Source organism: Campylobacter concisus (assembly GCF_015679985.1).
Lineage (GTDB): Bacteria > Campylobacterota > Campylobacteria > Campylobacterales > Campylobacteraceae > Campylobacter_A > Campylobacter_A concisus_AC.
The window spans coordinates 1,269,431-1,287,173 of sequence record NZ_CP049239.1 but is presented as its reverse complement, the minus strand read 5'-3'; the positions used below and the strand labels follow the sequence as shown (position 1 = coordinate 1,287,173).

15 protein-coding genes are annotated in these 17,743 nt (G+C 39.1%); 1 reads left to right on the top strand and 14 read right to left on the bottom strand.

Annotated features, from left to right (window positions below; genetic code table 11):
* Positions 1-47: 47 nt before the first annotated feature.
* From G5B98_RS06550 to G5B98_RS06540, 3 genes are read right to left on the bottom strand one after another with little or no spacing between them, the layout of a single operon-like run.
* Complete coding sequence (locus G5B98_RS06550) at positions 48-935, bottom strand: hypothetical protein (RefSeq protein ID WP_196086408.1); 888 nt, start codon at positions 933-935, stop codon at positions 48-50.
* A 51-nt stretch (positions 936-986) separates the two neighbouring features.
* A complete protein-coding gene (locus G5B98_RS06545; protein ID WP_021091847.1) occupies positions 987-1,208 on the bottom strand; it encodes a hypothetical protein in 222 nt (73 codons plus the stop codon).
* Between the two features lie 33 nt (positions 1,209-1,241).
* Positions 1,242-1,535 carry a putative quinol monooxygenase gene (locus tag G5B98_RS06540; RefSeq protein WP_196086407.1) on the bottom strand — a complete coding sequence of 98 codons (294 nt, stop codon included), beginning with the start codon at positions 1,533-1,535 and terminating at the stop codon, positions 1,242-1,244.
* Between the two features lie 161 nt (positions 1,536-1,696).
* On the opposite strand from G5B98_RS06540, the gene G5B98_RS06535 reads away from it, so the two are divergent.
* Complete coding sequence (locus G5B98_RS06535; protein WP_196086406.1) at positions 1,697-4,150, top strand: molybdopterin-dependent oxidoreductase; 2,454 nt, start codon at positions 1,697-1,699, stop codon at positions 4,148-4,150.
* Positions 4,151-4,200: 50 nt separating this feature from the next.
* On the opposite strand, the gene G5B98_RS06530 is transcribed toward G5B98_RS06535, so the two are convergent.
* The 11 genes from G5B98_RS06530 to G5B98_RS06480 all read right to left on the bottom strand — a co-directional run bounded on the left by G5B98_RS06530 (position 4,201) and on the right by G5B98_RS06480 (position 17,742).
* Positions 4,201-6,033, bottom strand: coding sequence for a dynamin family protein (locus G5B98_RS06530; RefSeq protein ID WP_196086405.1), 1,833 nt, complete (start codon positions 6,031-6,033; stop codon positions 4,201-4,203).
* A complete protein-coding gene (locus tag G5B98_RS06525; protein ID WP_196086404.1) occupies positions 6,026-8,113 on the bottom strand; it encodes a dynamin family protein in 2,088 nt (695 codons plus the stop codon). The genes G5B98_RS06530 and G5B98_RS06525 overlap by 8 nt, the downstream gene beginning before the upstream one ends.
* Positions 8,114-8,208: 95 nt before the next feature.
* The gene (gene tsaD, locus G5B98_RS06520; protein WP_196086403.1) at positions 8,209-9,216 is read right to left on the bottom strand and encodes a tRNA (adenosine(37)-N6)-threonylcarbamoyltransferase complex transferase subunit TsaD; all 1,008 of its coding nucleotides are present in this window, start codon (positions 9,214-9,216) and stop codon (positions 8,209-8,211) included.
* Positions 9,213-10,505 (bottom strand): M99 family carboxypeptidase catalytic domain-containing protein, encoded by a 1,293-nt coding sequence (locus tag G5B98_RS06515; RefSeq protein ID WP_196086402.1) that lies wholly within the window; start codon positions 10,503-10,505, stop codon positions 9,213-9,215. Before G5B98_RS06515 ends, tsaD begins: the two co-directional genes overlap by 4 nt.
* A complete protein-coding gene (locus tag G5B98_RS06510) occupies positions 10,505-11,740 on the bottom strand; it encodes a uracil-xanthine permease family protein (protein WP_084041193.1) in 1,236 nt (411 codons plus the stop codon). The genes G5B98_RS06515 and G5B98_RS06510 overlap by 1 nt, the downstream gene beginning before the upstream one ends.
* The gene (gene dxr / locus G5B98_RS06505; protein ID WP_196086401.1) at positions 11,727-12,836 is read right to left on the bottom strand and encodes a 1-deoxy-D-xylulose-5-phosphate reductoisomerase; all 1,110 of its coding nucleotides are present in this window, start codon (positions 12,834-12,836) and stop codon (positions 11,727-11,729) included. The genes G5B98_RS06510 and dxr overlap by 14 nt, the downstream gene beginning before the upstream one ends.
* Entirely contained in the window at positions 12,818-13,549 is a 732-nt protein-coding gene (locus tag G5B98_RS06500) for a phosphatidate cytidylyltransferase (RefSeq protein WP_084041191.1), read from the bottom strand. The genes dxr and G5B98_RS06500 overlap by 19 nt, the downstream gene beginning before the upstream one ends.
* Positions 13,550-13,780: 231 nt before the next feature.
* Positions 13,781-14,224, bottom strand: a complete 444-nt coding sequence (locus G5B98_RS06495) for a restriction endonuclease (protein ID WP_196087361.1) — start codon at positions 14,222-14,224, stop codon at positions 13,781-13,783.
* A gap of 171 nt (positions 14,225-14,395) precedes the next feature.
* The gene (locus tag G5B98_RS06490; RefSeq protein ID WP_196086400.1) at positions 14,396-14,680 is read right to left on the bottom strand and encodes a winged helix-turn-helix domain-containing protein; all 285 of its coding nucleotides are present in this window, start codon (positions 14,678-14,680) and stop codon (positions 14,396-14,398) included.
* Positions 14,681-15,011: 331 nt separating this feature from the next.
* A complete protein-coding gene (locus G5B98_RS06485; RefSeq protein WP_103604881.1) occupies positions 15,012-15,731 on the bottom strand; it encodes a fumarate reductase iron-sulfur subunit in 720 nt (239 codons plus the stop codon).
* Positions 15,724-17,742 carry a fumarate reductase flavoprotein subunit gene (locus G5B98_RS06480; protein ID WP_021091883.1) on the bottom strand — a complete coding sequence of 673 codons (2,019 nt, stop codon included), beginning with the start codon at positions 17,740-17,742 and terminating at the stop codon, positions 15,724-15,726. The genes G5B98_RS06485 and G5B98_RS06480 overlap by 8 nt, the downstream gene beginning before the upstream one ends.
* Position 17,743 lies beyond the last annotated feature (1 nt).

Genomic DNA, 17,743 nt, shown 5'->3' with positions numbered 1-17,743 from the left:
TTTAAAGAGCTAAGCCAGCCCCTAGAAATTTAAACATAAAGCCAAAGCTAAGCGAGAATATCCTTTGGCTTTAGCTTGTTTAGCTTTTGCACCAGATCATCAAAGCTCGCTCCATTTTCGACCTCACGCCTGATAAATTCCTCAAAAAACTCACGTTTTATATCCTTGTCCGTGTAAGTCACGCTCTTTTTGGTAACTTGCATAGGTTTAAATTTTTCTTCTTCTATCTCTTCATCGCCATTTTCTCTAACTGGCGTAAGGGCGATATTTTGAAGCACATCAGCGATGCTCTCGCCCTTTTCATAACTTGTTTTTAGAAATTTTAAAAACTCATCTTTGCTGTTTTTATCAGCGTAGCTTACACGGTGCAACATAGGCTGACCCAAGAATTCTATACGTTTTTTATCAGAGCTTTGCTCGTAATGTAAAGCCCCGTCTTTAAAAGAAATTTTTACATTTGCATGCTCACCAAGTATCCTTTCGGCGGTAAATTCCAGCCATTTATCTTTAAACTCATCGATACTTAGATCAGAGTCTAGCAAATTTGTAGCCTCGCGGCTTAGATAAAGAGCACCAAAAGCATTATTGATTATTTTGTTGTTTGAACTCATTTTGTGATTTTTGATGAACTCATCTACACTAAAGCCGTTTTTCTCGCTAGTGATGATGGAGTTTAGTCGCCAAAGCTTCGTGCTATCGATGAAATTTTTAAGGCTAGAGGCTTCATCTTTGTTCACCCCGCTATCAAGGCCATTTATCTTGCCCCAGATAGAAATTTTATCATTTGATGAGTAGCCAGAGAGCGGTAGATGCTTGATGTCCGCATTTTTGGTGGGAATTTCTACTTTGTCTAATTTTGCGTTTGTGGCTTGGCGCTTACTAAAAGCGTCTTGGTAGTTAAAGCTTTGATTAAATCCATTTAGTGTGTTTATCATGTCAAAATCCTTTAACACAATATCGGCAAGCAGATTTAAATTTTAAGTGGATTATTTTTTATTGCGATATTTTTCAAAAATGGCGATCATTTGGTATGAGTTTTGGGCGATTTTAAATTTATTTGGATTTTTGCCAAGTAGCTCTTCTCTTAAAGAGTCGATAAATTCCCTATCTTTTTTACAAGCCTCAAAGCTTACTCGTCCCCTAAGTACGGCCATAAATATAATATCAGCAGTCGCATTTATCATCTCAAGCATTTTTTCTTCGCTCATTTTTTGTGGATTTTGCCCTTTTTAAAGCAAATATTATTCCTTTACGCTTACAAAATTTACTATTTTTACCTCTTGGCTCTCTTTGCAAGCCTCCAGCGCAGCTGCGTTTTTCACCATATGAACGCTTTTCATATGCTCTTTTTGGCTTGCAAGATCTTCCCAAATTTCCATAAAGCAGTATTCATTTTTACCGCCCACAACCATGCCGCACTCGTAGCTTATGCAGCCTTTATCTTTCCTTGAAGCTGGCACGATCTCTTTTAAAATTTCTTCAAATTTCGCATCACACCCAGCTTTTAACTTTACATTTACATAAAATCCAATCATCTGCCCATCCTTTAAAAATTTTTGGCTAAAATAGCACAATTTAGATGCAAGTTTGCGTATTACATTACAAGGCCTTTAAACGATGAAATGATACAAAACCCTAAATTTATAATTTCTAAAACCAACCAAAAACAATAAATTTAACCAAAATCGGAGAGAAAATGAAAAGACGAGACTTTTTAAGATTAAGCGCATTAGGCGCGGCTAGCCTTCAAGCAAAAGAGCTTGGAAGCGCAGAGCAAGCGCTATTTGACAAACAAAGCGGACTAAGCGCAAATAAATTTGGCCCATTTTATGTAAGAACTATAGCAGGTCGCGTGGTTGAGACGGTGCCATTTGAGGGCGATGCTTATCCAAACGAGCTAAATAACGCAGTTATTGACTACATCCAAAACGAGAGCAGAGTAAAATATCCATTTGTTAGAAAGAGCTTTTTAGCCAATCCAAACAACCCAAAACCAGAGCTTCGTGGTAAAGAAGAATTTGTGCGTGTGAGCTGGGACGAGGCTATAAAGCTAAGTGCAAAAATTTTAAAAGAAAATTTTGATAAATACGGTGCTGAAGCGATCTACGGACAGGTTTATCAGTGGGGTAGCCTTGGCAAAGTTGGCCACAGCCAAAAGACCGCAAAAAGGCTACTTAACGTGCTTGGTGGCTACGTAAATGAGCTAGGTGGCTACTCATACGGCGCAGCGACTGTCATCATGCCTCACGTCACTGGCTTTGTCGATCCTGCGCTAGCGCCAACAAAGTGGGAGGCGATCTTAAAAAATGCCAAAACGATCGTATTTTGGGGCACAAACCCAGTAGTTTCAAACAAGATCGCCATTGGCGTGCCGCTTCACAACTCATATAAATACTATGATGAGATCAGAAAAAAAGGCGCGAGTGGCGAGATGAAAATTTATAGCGTCGATGTTTATCACAACGATAGCGCAAAGTACTTTGACTCAAAATACCTTGAAGTCGTGCCTTGCACCGATACAGCTATGATGATAGGTATGTGTAACTACCTTTATGAAAAAGGGCTTTACAGCAAAGAATTTATAGAAAAATACACAGTTGGCTTTGATAAATTTAAAGAGTATATGCTTGGCAAGACTGACGGGATCAATAAAAACCTAGCTTGGGCAAGCAAAATTTGTGGCGTGAGCGAGCAAGAGCTTGCTAAATTTAGCGAGGATCTAGCTAAAAATGACTCAGTGATAATTAGTGGCTACGCCATTCAAAGACAAGATCACGGTGAGATGGCCTATTGGGCGCTCGTGACGCTAAATGCGATGCTTGGACACATCGGTAAAGAGGGTTGCGGCTTTGTCACAAATGATGGCATGCACAAAAATGCTGATGAGAGCTTCATAGCGCCTAAACTAGCGGCGTTTGAGACGAAGGTACCTCAAAAATTTATTGATAGCGGGCTGGTACCAAAGACAAAGGGCTACGAAATGCCAAACTCAAGGCTCATAGACGCGCTTCTAAGCCCAGGCAAGGAGATAACAAGAAATGGCAAGAGCTATAAACTGCCAAAGATTAGAGTGATGTTTAATGCAAATGGCTCGACTTTCACAAGGCATCCTGACGCAAATAGAGCGATAAAAGCTATGCGAAACGTTAATGCTATCATCACTTGCGAGCCGTTTTGGACAAGTACAGCTAAATTTAGTGACATCGTCTTGCCAGCTGCGCTTGAGTACGAGCGAACAGACATTGAAATGGCAAATTCAACTAGCGAGTATCTATTTGCGATGAAGCCACTTGTTAAACCATTTGGCGAGAGCAAAAGTGACTTCGAGATCGCAAGGCTGATCGCCAAAGAGTGGGGCAGGGAAGAGGCATTTAGCGAGGGTAAAAGCGAGCTAGAGTGGGTCAAGACAATATATGAAGATGCCGTTAAAAAGTCTGCCGAGCTTGGGTATGAGAGTGTGCCAAGCTTTGAGGAATTTTGGGAGAAGGGATATTTTAGATTTGACAAGATCGATGAGAAAAAACGCTATTTTACAAACTATAAGAAATTCCGCGACGATCCAGTGGCAAATCCGCTAAAAACACCATCTGGTAAGATAGAAATTTACTCTGAAACGGTTGCTGGCTTTGGCTATGATGACTGCCCACCGCATGCAGCTTGGCTTGAGCCATTTGAGTGGCTTGGCGCAAAAAATAAAAAATACCCTATCGCAATTAGCGGCGCGCACTCTAAATTTAGGCTTCACTCACAGCTAAATAACTCCGTACTTCGCAACTTTAACGAGATCGCAGAGCGTGAGCCAGTGCTTATAAATCCAAAAACAGCCGAGGCTAGAGGGATAAAGATGGGCGACGTGGTGCGTGTGTTTAACGACAGGGGCGAAATTTTGTGCGGTGCCTTTGTGACTGAGGATGTGCCACAAAATGTCGTAATAGTAAGCGAAGGTGCTTGGTACGACCCTGAAAAACCGGGTGAAAAGAGCCTTTGCTTGCACGGAAATTTAAATGTGCTCACAAAAGATGTGCCATCAAGCAAGATGAGCCAGAGCAACACCGCTCACACAAGCCTTGTGAATGTCGAGAAATTTAAAGGAGTACCAAAGCGCGTGACAGCATTTGACGCACCAAAGATCGGCATAATGCACGCATAAAATAAAAGCTATCCTTAAATGGATAGCTTCTAAGCTTTAAAAATTTTTATTTATCTTAGTAATAATGAATTTTCACAAAGCTCTTCGATCTTTGAAATTTGCTCTTTAACTCTTGCTTTTAAGTCATCAAGCATTGCTATTTTTAAAGTATAAATTTCATTAAAATCGCTTTTTATATCAAGCAAAATTTTATTTAAAAACGAGCTATTTGAGCACATTAAAGCTTCAAACTCATAAAGACTAAATGCATCAAGCATACGCTCATAGACGTCTTTTGCACTTGGAATATAAAGTGGTGTATTTATCTGCAGATGCGATTCTAGCGTCTTTTCTATCTTTTGTTTTATAAAATAAACCGCAAGTTTGAGCGCGTTTTCATAGTTTGAGGCTAGTTTTATATCAAGCTTTTCAAAGAACAAAGAGACCTTTTGTATAGCCTTAAATTTAGCCGTTTCATACTCTCTTAAAAAATTTTCATATGTCCGTCCGGCATAGGTATTTATGGATTTTGTTTCGTAAGCTAAGACTTGATCATCAAAACTAGCATAATTTTCATAGCGAGATTTGTATATTAAAAATTTATCCTCTAAATTTTTATAAAGCTCATTAAACGCTGAGGTTATTGCATTTTCTAGCTCTTTTAAATCTTTTTTATAGCGTTTAAAAAATTTATTAAAAACCACATCTTCGTAGATAAGTTTTGAAAAGACTTCGTCGCTATCAAGACTTATTACCTCAAAATTTTCACGCTTATAAATTTCTTTATTTAAAAGCGTCTTTGAAGCGTTAAATTTCGTCTTTGAAAAAGGTTTAAGTAGCTTAAATACCTCATCAGCAGCAAGTTTTATAACTTCACTCATTTGACTATAACTTAAAGCGATCTTTGGTTTAAACTCCTCTTTTATCGCCTCCAGCTTCTCATCTAGCGAGCCACTAAATTCATCTAAAATCAATTGCGCATTGTCATAAATTTCTAGATGTTTTTCTTGCTCGCTAGTTAGGAGTTTTACGATCTTTTTTGCCCTTGCTTTTATGAAATTTTCTTTAAAGCTCTTGTCTAAAAAGCACTCTTTAATAGCCTTTAGAGCTTCGTTAAAATTTGAAGCTTCAAGTAGGCTTTTGTCATTATTTGTGATGCCAAGGAGTGCTTGCTTTGATGAGATAGCGATGATATCCTCAAAAAGCTCGCCATAAGTTTGCCCAGCGTGTTTTAGCAAACTTTCAAGCTCGTCCTCACTTAGCTTGTCTTTTTGGTTGATTAGGCAGATCGCTTTTAGATCATTGGCTTTTAAAATTTCTTTGATACTTTCAAGCTCGCTTGCCTTTGCGGCGTTGTTTGCAAGGCTTAGCCATATCGCACCACTAACCTTTTTTAGCGTATTTTTTGTCTCTTTTGTGTCAGCATCTCTTAGCGAGTTTAGGCCAGGAGTGTCGATGAAATTTATCTCTTTTAAAATTTCACTTGGCGCATAAAGCGTCATACTAGAAACTTGCTCGCCTAGCTTATTTAGCTCGGCTAGATCGCTACTTGCTAGTAGGCTTTCGCTACCGTTTGTAAATTTCACGCTTAGAAGTGGCATCTTTGCAAATTTTAGTCTCACAGCCTTTGCGGTGACTGGAGTTAGTCCTGATGGCAAGATATCTTGACCAAGCAGTGCGTTTAAAAACGTTGATTTTCCACTTGAAAATTGACCGATAACAGCTATTAGTGGTGGCTCATTTAGAGTATCTATTAGTAAATTTAAGCTCTCTTTTATCTGCTCGCTTATATGCAAACTAGGATCGTTTAGATCATTTACAAGCCTAGCTAGCTCGCCCTTAAAATCATTTGTAAAAACCTTAAAGTATCTCGCTTTGTAGGCATTTATAAACTCATTAAACATTTTTAATATCCTCTAAAAGTGAGTAAATTTCATCTTGCAAGGAGGTCTTTTGTTTAAGCTTTGAAATTGAGCTTTGATTTTGTAAATTTAGCTCATTAAGTTTTTCATTAAGGACTAAAAGTCTTTGGTTTAGAGTCTCTTTTTGGCTCATCTCATAAGCCTTTACTCGCTCTTTTAGTAGCTTTTTTTCGTGTTCTGCCAACGTCTCACAAAACTGCGATATGCTTTTATTGTTAAGTAAATTTTGTCTTAAACTTAAAAGTGCCTCATCTGGCTCATTTTTGCTTAAAATTTTAGCTTCAAGCTCATCTAAAAGCTTGCTAAAATCAAGCTCTACGCCCATTTGCTTTAAAAAGTCATTTATACTAAAAATTTTATTTTCACTCACCTTAAAGCCATCAAAACTTAAAGCAATATTTTGCTCGCATGACTTTATCTGCACTAAAGTTTCATTTCTAGCCTCTCTCATGAGTGCCGCAACTCCGTCACAAAGTGTAGTTTTTGCTATTTGTGTAAGACGTTTTAGATTTAAATTTTCTCTTTTACTTTTGCAGTAAGCGATCTCGCTCTTAAGCTTTTCATTTAGATTTTGCAGTAACGCTTCAAGCCCCATTTTATAAATATCTTTTGCATTTTTACCATCGAGTTTTTTTAGCTCGCTTTCTAAAAGCCTTTCAAGTTTTGTGAAATTTTCATTAAGAGAATTTTTGATATTTGCTTGCTCGTTTTGCAAAGCTTCTAGCTCTAAACCAAATGCCTTAAGCTCTAAAATTTCAGCCTTTGTGGCTTCAAGTTTTGTTTTTAAAATATTTTGCAATTCTTTTTGATATGAGTTTAAAATTAGAGCTGATTTTTTAGAGTCTTTACCAAAAAGCACATCGTAAAGATACTCTTTAAACTCCGGCACGCCACTATTTAAAGCGCCATCAAGATAAGCTTTTGCACTAAGGGCAAAATAATCTATCTTGATGTCATTTATCTGCTCGCCGATCGCCTTTTTTACGTAGTTAAGCGTTTCATTAATATCCTTTGCGTTTAACTCGTCAGCGTGAGTTAGTACGATAGCAACTCTTACGATGTGCGAGTTTTCAAAACATTTTTTCAAAAATAGTGCGTCTTTTTGCGTTGCGCTTTGCGAAGCATTCATGAGATGAGCCAAAAGGTCGCACTCTTTCATAAAATTTGTAGTAATTTGCTCTCTTAAAACGATCGCATCATCTATGCCCGGAGTGTCTATAATGCAGACATTATCTCTTAAAAGCTCCAAGTCATCATAAAGCTCAACACTTTTTACGAGATTTGCCGTTTTTGAGCTTGAAGATGTATAGTTTTTGATCTCATCTAGGCTGATCTCTACGCTACTAGCTGGTAAATTTTCGCTTGAAAGTCCAAGCTTTTCTAGCTCGTCTGGGCTATAAAAATTTACCTTTGCATGGCTATTTGATGCGTGCTTTAAGATAGTTAAATTTATGGTTTCAGGCACATTTGAAGTGCCAAGGACGGATTTATTTAAAAGCGCATTTAAAAGGGTTGATTTGCCAGAGTTTATGATGCCACTTACTGCGATGTTAAAAAGCGTTTCGTTTGATCTTTTTTTAGCGTTTTTTAAAGCTAGTAAAAATTCTTTATCTTCATCAAGCATACTTGCTTTTTCATTTATCTCGTTTAGAAAATCCAAGCTCTTGTGAAAGTGATCTTTTGGCTTCGCACTAGAAATTTCTGCTTTATTTTGATTTGAGTTTTTACTTATAAATTTTATTAAAAAATCAAATTTTTCATGGCCAATTATCTTTTCATCACGTAGCTTTTGTAAGCGAGTTACAAGTTCATTACTTGAAATTTTTGCCTCATTTAGTGCTTTTAGCGTGGCTAGCTGAGCACTTTGTATGCTAAAGATATCAAGTCCAACGCCTAGCTTTTTTAAGATAGTTCTAAACTCGGCAAGAGCCATAAACTCATCTAAATTTTTCTCATCACAAGATAAAAGAAGTGCCAGTAGATCTGGGTAAAAAGGTACGCTCGCATCAGTGTTGGCGTAAATTTTATTTAAATGCCAAGCGTGATTTAAAAACTCGTCCATTAAAGATTCTTTTTTAAAATTTTTTAGATTTTATTACGTTTTTACTTACGAAGCTATCAAGATTTAGGCGCAAAATTTTATGTTTTTTAAAAAGTTTAATTTAACTCAAGCTTTTTAAAGCTAACTCTTGGATTTATATTTAGCTCGCTATGGTTTACAAATTCGCCTTTTAGGTACTTCTCCCGTCCTGCTCTTGCTATCATTAATGCATTATCAGAGCAAAACTCAAGCGGAGCTAGCAAAAGCTCGCACTCGTTTTTTTGACAAAGCGTTTCAAGCCTTTTTCGTAAATTTAGATTTGCACTTGCACCGCCAACTACACCAAAACGCTTAAAATTTCTTAACCAAAAGACCTTTTCAAGCTTGTTTAAAATGTGTTCACAGGCAGTATTTTCAAATGCGTAGCAGATGTCAGAAATATCTTTTGGAGTGATACTATCTAGCTTAGAAATTTCAACTCTGACTTGGTTTTTAAGCCCTGAAAAACTATATTCAAGGCGTTTATCATGAAGAAGTGGAATGGTAAAATGAAACCTCTCTTTGTCTTTGCAAAGTAGGGCATTTTGCTGAACTACGGCACCGCCTGGATAGCCAAGATCAAGCATTTTAGCAACCTTGTCAAAGCTCTCGCCAAAGCTATCATCGCTAGTGCTTGTAAGCTCCAAAATTTCATCATTTTCGCTTACTTCTAAGATCATCGTATGCCCACCACTTACTAACAGTACGCCAAGTGGAAATGTGGCTTCGCGATCTAAAAATAGTGAGTAGATGTGCCCAACTAAATGATTTACAGCAATTAGCGGGATATTTAGAGCCACGCTTAGCGCTTTTGCCATGCTGACACCGCCTATTAGGCTCACACTAAGACCTGGCTCATTTGTCACAGCGATCGCTTTTATATCTTTAAAATTTGGCAAGATATCCTCTAAAAGTGCTGGCAGTGCCTTTGTATGAAGCCTGGCTGCAAGCTCAGGAACAACGCCGCCAAAGATAGCGTGCTCCTCTTCTTGAGAAATTTTTTTATAATAAATCTTCTCTAAAGTGCGTTCATCTATGAGTGCAACCGAGCTATCATCGCAGCTACTTTCGATGCCAAGTATCATCTAAACTCCGCTAAGATCATGCCGGCAAATTTCTCTTTGCCATCTTCGTTTTTATAAAACTCGACTCTATAAATTTTGCCATCTTTATCGATGCTATAGCTTTTATTTAGGCTATTTTTAGCCACCTCTTGCTCGCTCTCATCTATACTTTTTGTGCCATATCCTATGACATTCACACGCACGTTTTTGAGTGATTTTATTTTAAAGCTCTTTTTCACGCTAAATTTATCGCCACTTTTTAATGTAAGCTCGCTACCGTCATTTATTAGTGAAATTTCCTCAAGAGGTTTTGCAAACTCAAAATATTGTGGTTTTAATCTAGTAACAAAGCGGTTGCCGTACTGCACTTTGAAGCTACCATTTTCTTTTATAATGGCTATTAGCGGATTTGGTGAGCTGTAGTTTAACTCGCCTTTTTTAAGCGGGACAAAATTTATTAAAGGCTTTAGATTTTTAAGGCTTATCGCGTATGAATTTTCAAGCTCGAGTCTGATTTCTTTCTCGATTGCTTTTTTTACGCTTTTAACATCAAGATTAAACGGCCTAGTAAAGCTGATGCCAGCCTTTTTCATATATTCTTCAATGGCGATTAGATGATAATAAGTCCTTTGCTCGGCGTTTAAATTTTTACTAGCTTCGTTTGCAAAGGCTGATTTATTTTGCGTGATAGCATAGTAAGTTAGGCTTTTTAGCATCTCTTTATCACCCATCGCAGTGTGCGTGTTTTTGATGTGATACTGGTGCTTTTGATCTATTAGATGCTTATTTAGCACATCTTTTACGCTTGAAGCGATACCTTCAAGCTCTGGATATTTTGAACCAGGAAGTGTGCTTTGGTCTATTATGCAAGTATTGCCCCATTTATCTGGATTTTCGTCCTTGCTTATAAATTTATCTCTGTAATAGCCACTTCCATCGTGTAAATTTAAGATGAGCGTGACGTTTTTATCAGTGATGACATCTTTTATCTTCATTACTGAGTTATAGTCTGGATCGTTTTTATCTACATGGGCAAATTTTCTATTCATATCACCTTTTGTGCCACGACTTCGCTCGATTATGCTTGGGAAATTTAAATTTGGCACAACCCAAAGCGAGCCTTTTGTGATGTTATAGTCAGTTGCCACGATAGAGGCTGCCAAAAAGCCACCCGGCTCATCGCCTTGAATACCGCCGATTAACAACATCGTGTTTTCGCTTGGTTCACCTTTTTTGATGAGCACATAGTCTAAAGTATTAGCTAAACTAGCAGTGGCAAAGGTTAGTAAAAAAAGTAAAAATTTACGCATTAATATCCTTCGTAATGCTTTGTCTTTGGTAAAAGCAAATTTAAAACTATGCCAGTAACTGCACCAAGACCTATGCCTGAAAATTTAACCGCTCCAAGGTCAAGCACCATGCCGCCGATGGCAAAGATGAAGATGAGGGCTACGATTATCATGTTTCTAGGGTCTGCAAGATCGACTTTATTTTTTATAAGCGTCTCCATACCAACGCTTGCGATGATGCCAAAAAGTAGCAGCATGATACCACCGATGACTGGGGCTGGGATAGTTGAGAGTACAGCTCCTAGCTTGCCAACAAAGGCTAGCACGATGGCAGTGATCGCTGCAAAGGTCATAATCGCTGGATTATAAGCCTTTGTAAGGCTAACTGCGCCGGTGACCTCTGAGTATGTAGTGTTTGGCGGGCCACCAAAAAAAGCAGCAAGCGAAGTGGCAAGTCCATCTCCAAGGAGCGTATTTTTAAGGCCTGGGTTTTTTAAAAAATCCTCTTTTGTGACATTTGAGATAGCAAGCATATCGCCTATGTGCTCGATCGCTGGAGCTATGGCGATAGGTATCATATAAATGATCGCTTCAAACTCAAATTTTGGTGTAGTGAAATTTGGCATTCTAAACCAAGGTGCATTAAAGATAGGGGTAAAATCAACCATGCCAAAGCAGTAAGCTACGATGTATCCGGTGATAATACCAAGCAAAATAGGTATAAGTCTAAACATGCCACGCCCAAGCATCATCACTAAAATAGTAGCCACTAACGAAATGCCAGCGACGATCATCGCCTCATTTTGTGTATAAATTTCAGTGGCTGATGTTGCCATTTTGACGGCATTTGGAGCAAGGATTAGGCCTATTGTCATGATGACCGGCCCAACGACAACTGGAGGCAAAATTTTATGCAAAATTTTCTCTCCGCCAAATCGGACCACGAGGCTTAAAACAACGTAGAAAAATCCAGCAAATATAACGCCCCCCATCGTCACGGCTATGCCCCATTTTTCGATACCGTACTGAAGTGGCGCGATAAAAGCAAAGGAGCTTGCTAAAAAAATAGGCGGAACATTTTTTCTAGTGATTAGCTGAAAAAGTAGCGTGCCAAGACCGGCTGTAAAGAGAGCTACATTTGCATCTAGTCCCGTAAGTATCGGCACTAATACCAGTGCACCAAAGGCGACAAATAAAAACTGAACGCCGATTAAGCTTTGCTTGGGATCAAATTTATAACCCTCATACCTTTGCATTTAACATCCTTTTTGCGTAATTTCTAACTTCTTTATCAGCTTCAAAAATTTCATCAATATTTGAAATTTTAATATTTCTAAAATTTTTAACAGAGCTTAAAACGAGCCTTGAGATATCCAAAAACGAGCATTTTTTCTCTAAAAAGCTAAACACTCCAACCTCATTTGCAGCATTTATCACTACACCTAGATCAGGGTTTGCTAGGACCTCATCTTTTAGCGAAAAAATGGGATATTTTTTAAGGCTGATTTTATGAAATTTTATATTTTTTAGATCAAGTAAATTTGCGTGTGAGACAATATTTTCATTGATATTTTCAAACATAGCATGAGCGATAGCTAGTTTCATGTTAGGTCGCGAGAGGTGCATCGTGCTTGAGCCGTCTATAAATTCAACTACGGCATGTATCGCAGAAGTTGGCTCTATCACAGCCTCGATCTCCTTAATGCCATAAAGCCAGTAAGCTTCCATCACCTCAAAAAGCTTATTTGTCATCGTCGCACTATCAATCGTAATCTTTGCGCCCATATCCCAGTTTGGATGCTTCAAAGCATCACTTGGTGTGGCGTCTTTTAGAAATTTGATCGGCTTTTTATAAAATGCGCCGCCACTTGCTGTGATGATGAGTCTTTTTGGTGCAGTTTTATTTTCAAGTAGAAATTTAAGTCCAAAATGCTCGCTATCAATCGGCAAAATTTCTCTAGTCTTTAGAAATTTGCCGCCAACAACAAGACTCTCTTTGTTTGCCAAAGCTAGTTTTTTGCCAAGAGCTTGCGTCTTTAGACTTGGAGCAAGGCCAGCAAAGCCAACAAGGGCGTTTATTACCTTTTTTGAGCTTGAAATTTCTAGCATTTGTAGCAGTCCAGTCTCACCAAAAAAGATATTTTTAGCTTCTATGTTTTTTACATTTTTAGCTAGCTTTTCATTGCCTACGCAGACAAATTTTGGCTTAAAATTTAAGATTTGCTCATTTAGTAAATCTACATTTTTAGCACAGCTTAACGCCTCAACCTCTACGCCAAATTTTTCGCAAAGGTTAAGGGCGTTTTTGCCAATTGAACCAGTTGAGCCAAGTATTACCACGAGAGCGACCAAAGTAGGGCGACTACGCCAAATAAATAACCATCTATCCTATCAAGCATGCCACCGTGTCCTGGGAATAGCGAACCACTATCTTTGACACCGCAAAGTCTTTTTAGGTAACTCTCAAACAAATCTCCCCAAACTGCAAACACGCAGACTAAAAAGCTTGAGAATAAAATTTGGAAAAATCCTTCGGTTACAAAATTTCCAACAATGCAGCCAATTACAGTGCCTATCGCCACACCGCCTGCTGCACCTTCGATTGTTTTGTTTGGTGAGCTTGGGCTAAATGGATGTTTGCCAAACATTTTACCAACAAAAAATGCACCACTATCGCTTGCAACTACGCTTAAAATAAGCCATACGAGATAGCCTACGCCATACTCTGAGTAAAGCATCCACATCATAAAGATCGGTGTGGTCGGATATACAAAAGGTGCGACTAGCTTTAAATTTTCACTTTTTATGTGAGCTAGGATCGAAGCAACTAGCATGATAGCAAGGATCGCTATGAAAATTGGATTTGTAAAATATGTAAGCACATAAAAAGCAAGTGCGGCAAAAACTAGCTGTTTGTGATCGATATTATAAAGCTTGAGCGACTCATTAAATGCAAAATAAAGCACAGCGCCGAGCAAGATAAAATTTAAAATATAATTATCAATAAAAAAAACTACTAAAATAGCAACAAACATCAAAACGCCAGTGATTATGCGAGATTGCATATCCTCTCCTTAAAATCGTTATTTCGCTGTAATTATAACACTTAAATTTTAGACGGCGTTTATAAGAGTAAAATTTGATCTAAAAAGCATTTTAAGCTGGTAAATTTGGACTATTTTGGCGTTAGTAAAGATTTAAATTTGTTTTTAAGCAAATAAATAAAGCAAGACCAAAATGATCCCAAGTAGTAACTTGCAATAAATATACGCAGTAGTACTTTATGGCTTAAAATTTTAAAAATTATTTTCTTCAAAAAAGTCGGTGTCGATTTTGCAAATTTCATATATTTGGCTTGTTTGAACGCCGACTTTGTATTTTATCATTAGCTCTGCAAGCTTGTCGCCATCTATCAAAACCACACTAAAATTTTGATTATCTTTGGCGAAATTTTCAGCTTCTTTAGTAAATTTTGCCGTAGTGATAAAGACACCTTTTTTAGTATTTTTATTTGATATGGCGCCGATAAACTGCTGAATTTCTGGCCTACGGATATTACTGCCGTCTTTGTATCTTTTTGCTTGGATATAAATTTTAGAAAGCCCAAGTTCATCTTCATCTATGATGCCATCTATCCCGCCGTCTGGGCCTTTGTTCGTAAGATTTCCAGCTCCATAATTCATCTTTTCAAGTAGCTTTGTTACAAGGTATTCAAAAAATCTTGGCTCTTTTTCTAAAATGCTAGATAAAATTTCACTTTTTAGCTCTTCTTTTATCTTGCAAAGCGCTTCATCTATATTGTCATCTGGAGTATTTTCTGTGGCTTCTTTTTTCTCTTGCCTTATCTCTTGTTTGTAAATTTCATCGTACCAAGAGAGAAATTTGCTCTTTTTGTCCTTGCTACTTACTAGCTATTTGCCAAAATTTGTTATGGCAAATAGGCTTCTACCAACTTTTTGAAGCGGTAATTTTTCTGGCCTTGATTTTATTTGAGTTGTTGTGGCTAGATAGGATAAAGCCCAATCGGTACGATTTATATAAGTTGGCGTTCCTCTTTTTATTTTTTGCAAAAGATCTTCGTCTTTTAACTTAAAATGCTTAATTATAAATTTAGAAATTTCAGCTCTATTTGCCTCTTTCTTTTGTGCGACAAATTCTAAAATAGGTAGCATCATATCTTTATAGCTTGGTAACATTTTATATCCTTAAATGAAGCAAATTTTTGAAATTATATAAATTTTTTGGCTTGAAAGTTATAATCAAGACATGAGAAGTCTTGGCCTAACAAATTTTCTTTTAGAAAATATTAGTTTATTTGTAAACACCTTTGCTACGATATTTGCGATAATTTTTTGTTTTGTTTCTGGTGTTGGAATCGTCTTTATATTTATCGCATTTCCACTTGGTTATATAATGGGCGCACTCTTATCAATCCCATTTTTGATATCTTTTTATGCCTTTTGGCATCTTTTTGCAGTCTTTTTTAACAAATTTAGAAGTAAATTTGGGGCTTTTACAGCCCCTTTGCTACTTTATAGCAGCCATTTTTCTACGCATATAAGCTATGCGACTTTGAAGTGGTAAGTGCTTAGGGCAGTTGTCTTCACAGCCTAGTAAAGTCATACAGCCAAATACGCCGTCATCATCGCCGATAAGCTCGTAAAAGTCCTCGTCGGTTCGTTTATCGAGCGCATCGATTTTAAATCTAGCTACGCGGTTAAGTCCAACCGCACCGATGAAATCAGGCCTCATGATAGCCGTACCGCACGCAGCTACGCAGATACCGCACTCGATGCAGCGGTCAAGCTCAAATACCTCTTGCGCCACTTCAGGCTCAACCTTTTCCTCAAGCTTAGAGATATCGGTCTCGTGGTCGGTGTGTATCCAGCTCTCCACGCGCTTGCTCATCGCATTCATCCAGTTGCCAGTGTCTACGCTTAGATCTTTTAGTAGCTTAAATACCGGCAAAGGCATAAGCTCAATTACTCCGCTTTCAAAATCTTTAGTAAGAGTTCTACACGCTAATCTTGGCTTGCCATTTACAAGCATACCGCAGCTTCCGCAGATACCAGCACGGCAAACGAAGTCAAAGCTAAGATCTGGGTCAAATTTCTCGCGAATCATATTTAACGCGATAAACAATGTCATACCATCAGTCTCTTCTAGCTCGTAGGTCGCAAAATGCGGCTTTGAAATTTTACTTAACGGATTATATTTAAATGCTTTTATGGTTATTTTTCTACTCATATCCTATTCCTGCTCTTTCGTTTGGTGCTTTATATTTTGGTTGAAGATCATAGTGCATTAAAGCCTCTTGAATTTCTTGTCTGCTCTTACCTTCAGCTTGCATTTTCTCACGAATTTCATCGACCTCTTTTTGGCGGATGGCACTATCTGGATGCTCAATAATATTACCTTTCGCACCATATCCTCTAAATGCTGGCGGCATCTCCATTTTCATAATATCAAGCGGCTCATACACGATAGTCGGTAGCGTATCGCCCTCTTTCCAGCTAGTTAGAGTTCTGTTTAGCCAGTTTAGGTCGTCGCGTTTCGGATAGTCCTCGCGGCAGTGAGCTCCGCGGCTCTCGGTGCGATCAAGCGCGCCTTTTGCGATACAAAGAGCTAGTTTTAGCATCTTTGGTACGCGGTAGGCCTCCTCAAGCTCAGGGTTGCCAAATAGCGCCTTGTTTGTGACTTTGACGTCTAAAGATTGCTTATAAAGCTCTTCTAGCTCTTTTACCGCTACGGCTAGACCTTCGCCTGTTCTAAAGATCGCCACGTGCTCCCACATGATGTCTTTCATCTTGTTTTTGATCTCAAATACGTTAAATTTACCCTCTTTTTCGACAAGGCTCTTTAGATAGTTTTCCTCTTTTTTAACGAATTTTTCTATATCTGCGGTATTTATATCTATCTCGTGGCTGCCGCAGTAGTCGGCAAAATAGTCTCCAACGATCATACCCGCGACGACCGTTTCCGAAACGGAGTTGCCGCCTAGGCGGTTAAATCCGTGCATATCCCAGCACGCAGCCTCGCCGGCGCTAAATAGACCCGCTAGCGTAGGACTCTCGCCTGTAGGCTTAGTTTTTATGCCGCCCATAGAGTAGTGCTGCATAGGCAGGATCGGCGCCCAGCCTTTACCGCGCTGTCGTCCGTTTTCGTCGGTATATACTTCGGTGTCGGCAGGGTCGATACCGTTAAATATCTCGCAAATTTCTTGAACGTCGCGTAAATTTTTCTCGATATGCTCGCGTCCTAGGATTGAAATATCAAGCCAAACGTGATATCCGTATGGGCTAGGTACGCCCTTGCCTGCGCGGATATGCTCCATGATGCGGCGGCTTACGACGTCGCGGCTAGCTAGTTCTTTCTTCTCAGGCTCGTAGTCTGGCATAAAGCGATATCCGTCCACGTCGCGTAAAATTCCACCGTCGCCGCGGCAACCTTCGGTTAGCAAGATACCGCTTGGAACGATCGGGGTCGGGTGAAACTGCACCGCTTCCATATTTCCTAGCTGAGCTACGCCGGTCTCAAGAGCGATGGCCGCACCTATACCCTCGCAAACTACGGCGTTTGTAGTGTGTTTATAAACCCTACCGTAGCCGCCCGTGGCGATTAGCGTACCTTTTGCGACGTATGCCGTGATCTCGCCATTTACTAGATCGCGAACGATCGCGCCGTAACAGCGGTTGTTTGCGTGGATTAGCGCGATAGCTTCTTTTCTGTCGTGGATTTCGACGTTATGTTTTAGAGCTTCGTTTGCTACGGCAAAAAGCATAGTGTGACCGGTGGCATCGGCCGTAAAACATGTTCTCCATTTTTTAGTTCCGCCAAAGTCGCGAGAGTGGATGAGTCCGTGGACCTCTTCTTTTTCTACGATAGTCGTTTTTTGAGCGTTGATGATAGCGCTTCTCTCACCTTTTGTTATACGAGTCCAAGGCACGCCCCAAGCCGCTAGCTCGCGAATCGCCTTAGGTGCGGTTTGACAAAACATACGTGCTACTTGCTGATCGCAGCCCCAGTCGCTACCTTTTACCGTATCGGCAAAGTGTACGTCCTCGTTGTCGCCTTCGCTCATTTTTGAATTTCCCAAAGAGGCTTGCATACCGCCTTGTGCAGCCGCAGAGTGCGAGCGTTTTACAGGTATGAGACTTAAAACAACGGTGCTTAAGCCCTTTTCTCCAGCAGCCACAGCAGCTCTAAGACCAGCTAGACCACCACCAATTACCAATGCATCATAATATTTTACATTCATC